A 6,000-nucleotide genomic window follows, 5' to 3' on the forward strand; every position below is an offset into this window, starting at 1 on the left:
AGGAGGCCTGCATGAGCCAGAGAGGGTTAGAAGCGCTACTCCGTCCTAAAACCATTGCCGTTATCGGCGCATCCATGAAACCGGATCGTGCAGGCTATCTGATGATGCGTAACCTTCTCGCCGGAGGATTTAATGGCCCCGTTATGCCCGTCACGCCAGCTTATAAGGCCGTTCAGGGTGTACTTGCGTGGCCGGACGTGCAGAGTCTGCCTTTCGTACCGGATCTCGCCGTTTTGTGTACCAACGCAAGACGTAATCCGGAACTTCTGGAAGCGCTTGGCAAGAAAGGGTGTAAAACCTGCATCATTCTCTCGTCTCCGCCTGAACAACAGCCCGAACTGTTGGCCTGCGCCAGCCGTTATCAGATGCGTCTCCTTGGGCCAAACAGCCTGGGTCTGCTCGCCCCCTGGCAAGGGCTGAACGCCAGTTTCTCCCCGGTACCCATCCGCAAAGGCAAACTCGCGTTTATTTCACAATCGGCTGCGGTATCGAATACCATTCTCGACTGGGCGCAACAGCGTGAGATGGGCTTTTCCTACTTCATAGCCCTGGGTGACAGCCTGGATATTGACGTTGATGAACTGCTGGATTTCCTGGCGCGTGACAGCAAAACCAGTGCGATCCTGCTTTATCTTGAACACCTGAGCGATGCCCGTCGTTTTGTATCGGCTTCACGAAGTGCTTCGCGCAATAAGCCGATCCTCGTGATCAAAAGCGGTCGCAGCCCTGCGGCGCAGCGTCTGCTCCAGTCTCATTCCGGTATAGATCCGGCCTGGGATGCCGCCATTCAGCGCGCGGGGTTACTGCGGGTGCAGGATACACACGAGCTTTTTTCCGCCGTTGAGACCTTAAGCCATATGCGTCCGCTGCGCGGCGAGAAGTTGATGATTGTCAGTAACGGTGCAGCCCCCGCCGCGCTCGCGCTGGATGAACTGTGGCTGCGTAACGGCAAGCTGGCCACGCTGGGTGAAGAGACGCTGCAACGCCTCAGAGAAGCGCTTCCGCCAAGCGTGACGCCCGGCAATCCGCTTGATTTGCGCGATGACGCCAGCAGCGATCGCTATATCAGGGCGATCTCAATTTTGCTGGATAGTCAGGATTTCGATGCACTGATGATCATCCATTCCCCCAGCGCGGTCGCGCCGGGCAGTGAAAGCGCGCGGGCGCTCATTGATGCTGTGCGCAATCATCCACGAGGCAAATATGTCACCCTGCTGACCAACTGGTGCGGTGAATTTTCCTCTCAAGAGGCCCGGCGCTTGTTCAGTGAAGCGGGGCTGCCGACCTACCGCACGCCGGAAGGCACCATCACCGCGTTTATGCATATGGTGGAGTATCGTCGCAACCAGAAACAGCTGCGTGAGACGCCGGCTTTGCCGGGCAATCTGACGGCAAATACCGTCGACGTTCACCGGCTATTGCAGCAGGCTATAGACGAAGGCGCGACGTCGCTTGATACGCATGAAGTCCAGCCCATACTGGGCAGCTATGGGATGCAAACTCTGCCAACCTGGATCGCCAGCGACAGTGCTGAGGCCGTGCATATTGCCGAACAGATTGGCTACCCGGTCGCCCTGAAGCTGCGTTCCCCCGATATCCCGCATAAGTCGGATGTTCAGGGTGTCATGTTGTACCTTCGTACGGCTACGGAGGTACAGCAGGCAGCTGATGCCATTTTCGACCGGGTCAAAATGGCCTGGCCGCAGGCAAGGATCCACGGATTGCTGGTGCAAAGCATGGCCAACCGCGCTGGGGCTCAGGAATTACGGGTGGTGGTCGAACACGATCCCGTCTTCGGCCCGCTTATCATGCTGGGGGAAGGTGGCGTTGAGTGGCGCCCGGAGGAGCAGGCCGTAGTGGCGTTACCGCCGCTGAACATGAACCTCGCGCGTTATTTGATCATCCAGGCCATTAAAAGCAAAAAGATCCGTGGCCGCAGCGCCCTGCGTCCGCTCGATATTGCCGGGTTAAGTCAGTTCCTGGTGCAGGTGTCTAACCTGATTGTAGATTGTGCGGAGATCCAGCGTCTGGATATCCATCCGCTACTCGCCTCCGGCAATGAGTTTACGGCGCTGGATGTGACGCTGGATATCGCGCCATTTGAAGGAGACAGAGAGAGCCGCCTGGCGATCCGTCCGTATCCTCTGCAACTGGAGGAGTGGGTCGAGATGAAGAATGGGGAACGCGCCCTGTTCCGCCCTATCCTGCCGGAAGATGAACCGCAGCTGCGTACCTTTATCTCTCAGGTCACGAAAGAAGATCTCTATTACCGCTACTTTAGCGAAATCAACGAATTTACCCACGATGATTTAGCCAATATGACCCAGATCGACTACGATCGAGAAATGGCGTTTGTCGCCGTTCGGCGTTCTGATAAAGGCGATGAGATCCTCGGCGTCACGCGTGCGATTTCTGACCCGGATAACGTCGATGCGGAGTTTGCGGTGCTGGTGCGCTCCGATCTTAAAGGCCTGGGTCTGGGAAGACGGCTGCTGGAAAAACTCATCAGTTATACGCGAGATCACGGATTGTTACGCCTTAATGGCATTACTATGCCTAACAATCGCGGTATGGTGACCCTGGCGCGAAAACTCGGATTTGACGTTGATATTCAGCTGGACGAAGGTATTGTGGCCCTGTCCCTCAGCCTGACATCACCCGACAAACACGAGTAAGCTACTGGAAATGTTACCCACTTTGGACGGGACTGGTGGTATCATTGTCCGCTTATGTTGTTTGCATGGTACAGACAACCCTTCAATGAACAGAGAAGAAACGCACTGTGATGTTGTCAAAATTTAAGCGTAATAAACATCAACAACACCTTGCTCAACTACCGAAGATTTCTCAGTCAGTTGATGATGTAGAGTTCTTTTACGCTCCCGCTCATTTTCGGGAGACGCTTCTGGAAAAGATCGCCAGCGCCACGCGACGCATTTGCATTGTGGCCCTGTATCTTGAACAGGATGAAGGCGGGCGCGCGATCCTGAACGCGCTCTATGAAGCCAAACGTCAGCGCCCGGAACTTGATGTTCGCGTGCTGGTAGACTGGCATCGCGCTCAGCGTGGCCGTATTGGCGCTGCCGCGTCAAACACCAATGCCGACTGGTATTGCCGCACGGCGCAGGAAAATCCTGGCGTTGATGTGCCTGTTTATGGCGTCCCGGTGAATACCCGAGAAGCGCTCGGCGTCCTTCATTTTAAAGGGTTCATCATCGATGACAGCGTGCTTTACAGCGGCGCAAGCCTCAATGATGTCTACCTTCATCAGCTCGATAAATACCGCTACGACCGCTACCATCTGATCCGTAATCCTCAGATGGCCGATATCATGTTTAACTGGGTTGATAAAAATCTGGTTCACGGCCGTGGCGTTAATCGCCTTGACGATCCCGAGCGCCCTAAGAGCCCGGAAATCAAAAATGATGTTCGCGCCTTCCGCCAGGAGCTGCGCGATGCTGTTTATCATTTTCAGGGCGATGCGAACAACGAAGAGTTATCCGTTACCCCGCTGGTAGGGCTGGGTAAATCAAGCCTGCTGAACAAAACGATTTTCCATCTGATGCCATGCGCAGAGCAGAAACTTACTATCTGCACGCCGTACTTTAACCTTCCTGCCGTGCTGGTGCGTAATATCATTCAACTGCTGCGCGACGGTAAAAAAGTGGAAATCATCGTCGGGGATAAAACGGCGAACGATTTCTTCATTCCTGAAGATCAGCCGTTCAAAATTATCGGTGCGCTGCCTTATCTCTATGAGATTAACCTGCGCCGCTTCCTGAGCCGTTTACAGTATTACGTGAATACTGACCAGCTGGTTGTGCGTCTCTGGAAAGATGAAGACAACAGTTACCATCTGAAAGGCATGTGGGTCGACGATGAGTGGATGCTGCTGACCGGTAACAACCTGAACCCGCGCGCATGGCGACTGGATCTGGAAAACGCGATCCTGATCCATGACCCGCAGCATGAATTAGCCTCACAGCGTGAACGTGAACTGGAATTGATTCGCACGCATACCACGGTGGTGAACCATTACCGGGAATTGCAGAGCATTGCCGATTACCCGGTTAAGGTCCGCAAACTGATTCGCCGCTTACGTCGTATCCGTATCGACCGACTTATCAGCCGTATTCTGTAATACCCAGCCCTGTCACCCGCAGGGCTTTTTTATGGAGCCTGTTGATGCGTATTCCTCTGTTACTGAGCGTCCTCTTTCTGAGTGGCTGTAGTCATATGGCCAACGATAGCTGGTCCGGACAGGATAAAGCACAGCATTTCCTCGCTTCTGCGATGTTGTCCGCAGCCGGTAATGAATATGCGCAGCATCAGGGATACAGCCGGGATCGTAGCGCGACGCTTGGGTTGATGTTCTCAGTCGGTCTTGGAGCATCAAAAGAACTGTGGGATAGCCGCCCCGCAGGGAGCGGCTGGAGCTGGAAAGATTTTGCGTGGGATGTCGCCGGCGCAACGACCGGCTATGCTGTATGGCAGATGGCTCACTATTAAAGACGAATGCCCTTCCCTTTACGATGCAGCATCAGAGAGACAACAAAGGCCAACGCCCCCATTATCGTTACGTACCAGAAGAATGTCGTTTCACTTCCCCATGATTTAAGCGACAACGCAACGTACTCCGCAGAGCCGCCAAACAACGCGTTGGCTACCGCATAAGAGAGCCCTACTCCTAACGCACGAACCTGCGCCGGGAACATTTCAGCTTTCAGTATCCCGCTGATAGAGGTATAGAAACTGACAATCACCATCGCCAGCATCACCAGCGCAAACGCGGCATACGGAGAAGTCACATGCTGAAGGGCAGACAGAATGGGTACGGTACATAACGCCGAAAGCCCGCCAAAAATCAGCATCGACGTACGTCGGCCGATTTTATCCGAGAGCGCGCCGATAATGGGTTGTATGAGCATAAAGACAAACAGCGCCACGGTCATGACTACGCTGGCGACGTTAGCGTGCATGCCGGTGGTGTTCACCAGGTACTTCTGCATATAGGTGGTGAACGTGTAGAAACTGAGAGAGCCGCCCGCAGTAAAGCCCAGCACCATAAGGAAAGATTTGCGGTTACGCCATAACCCTTTGAATGTTCCCGCCTCCTTCAGCGTTCTGACCTCTTTCTGCGAGGTTTCGTCTAACTGACGGCGTAGCCAAAGTGCAACAACTGCCAGTACAGCACCCATCGCGAAAGGAATTCGCCATCCCCAGGCGTGGAGTTGTTCGTCTGTCAGTATCTGCTGCAGGATCACCACCACGAGAATCGCCAGCAGTTGTCCACCAATCAACGTGACGTACTGGAATGAGGCGTAAAAGCCTTTACGGCCTTCCAGCGCAATCTCACTCATGTACGTTGCACTCGTGCCGTATTCACCGCCCACCGATAATCCCTGGAATAAGCGGGCCAGCAAAAGTAGCGCCGGAGCCCAGGTGCCAATCGATTCATACCCCGGTAAGCAGGCGATCACCAGAGAACCAAAGCACATCATACACACCGAGATCAGCATGGAGGCTTTACGCCCGCGACGATCCGCAATGCGGCCGAAGAGCCAACCTCCGATGGGTCGCATTAAGAACCCTGCGGCAAAAACGCCTGCCGTTTGTAGCAGCTGCGTCGTGGTGTTGCCGGAGGGGAAGAAAATATGTGCGAAGTAGAGTGAACAGAATGAATAGACGTAAAAGTCGAACCATTCAACCAGATTCCCTGAAGAGGCACTGACGATTGCCCATACCCTTCTTCGGGTATCACCGTTAGCCAGCGTCCCGTTTGATGTAATGCTTTCTGTCATTGTGATTATGCTCCTGCCATAAACTGCGGCGTATTGAGCCAGGAGACTCAATTACCTCGTAAATGAAATGTTATAATTTTGTTATAAATAACATTGAGACCGCGATCACACATTCCATTAGCAGGAGAAGGGATTAAGAGAAAGGCCAGAATGGAAAACAAAAGCAAAAAACCCCGCACCTTACGGTACGGGGTTCTTC

Annotated in this window: 4 protein-coding genes; 3 read left to right on the top strand and 1 reads right to left on the bottom strand. The window is 53.9% G+C overall.

Annotated features, from left to right (window positions below; translation table 11 throughout):
- The first annotated feature begins 11 nt into the window (after positions 1-11).
- From ACWKXT_RS13015 to ACWKXT_RS13025, 3 genes are all read left to right on the top strand, one after another.
- Positions 12-2,675: a bifunctional acetate--CoA ligase family protein/GNAT family N-acetyltransferase gene (locus ACWKXT_RS13015; protein ID WP_454529330.1), complete on the top strand. Its 2,664-nt coding sequence runs from the start codon at positions 12-14 to the stop codon at positions 2,673-2,675.
- A gap of 110 nt (positions 2,676-2,785) precedes the next feature.
- Positions 2,786-4,141 carry a CDP-diacylglycerol--serine O-phosphatidyltransferase gene (pssA, locus tag ACWKXT_RS13020; protein ID WP_454529334.1) on the top strand — a complete coding sequence of 452 codons (1,356 nt, stop codon included), beginning with the start codon at positions 2,786-2,788 and terminating at the stop codon, positions 4,139-4,141.
- A gap of 44 nt (positions 4,142-4,185) precedes the next feature.
- A complete protein-coding gene (locus ACWKXT_RS13025; protein ID WP_454529331.1) occupies positions 4,186-4,509 on the top strand; it encodes a YfiM family lipoprotein in 324 nt (107 codons plus the stop codon).
- Here the strand turns inward: ACWKXT_RS13025 and ACWKXT_RS13030 are convergent.
- Positions 4,506-5,801, bottom strand: coding sequence for an MFS family transporter (locus ACWKXT_RS13030; protein ID WP_454532601.1), 1,296 nt, complete (start codon positions 5,799-5,801; stop codon positions 4,506-4,508). The genes ACWKXT_RS13025 and ACWKXT_RS13030 overlap by 4 nt on opposite strands.
- Positions 5,802-6,000 lie beyond the last annotated feature (199 nt).

Source organism: Enterobacter sp. UPMP701 (genome assembly GCF_053709515.1).

What these genes read in the sequence shown, in the direction of transcription:
- ACWKXT_RS13025 (WP_454529331.1), top strand. Translation starts at nt 4,186, where the DNA reads ATGCGTATTCCTCTGTTACTGAGCGTCCTCTTTCTGAGTGGCTGTAGT.
- ACWKXT_RS13015 (WP_454529330.1), top strand. Translation starts at nt 12, where the DNA reads ATGAGCCAGAGAGGGTTAGAAGCGCTACTCCGTCCTAAAACCATTGCC.
- pssA (WP_454529334.1), top strand. Translation starts at nt 2,786, where the DNA reads ATGTTGTCAAAATTTAAGCGTAATAAACATCAACAACACCTTGCTCAA.
- ACWKXT_RS13030 (WP_454532601.1), bottom strand. Translation starts at nt 5,801, where the DNA reads ATGACAGAAAGCATTACATCAAACGGGACGCTGGCTAACGGTGATACC.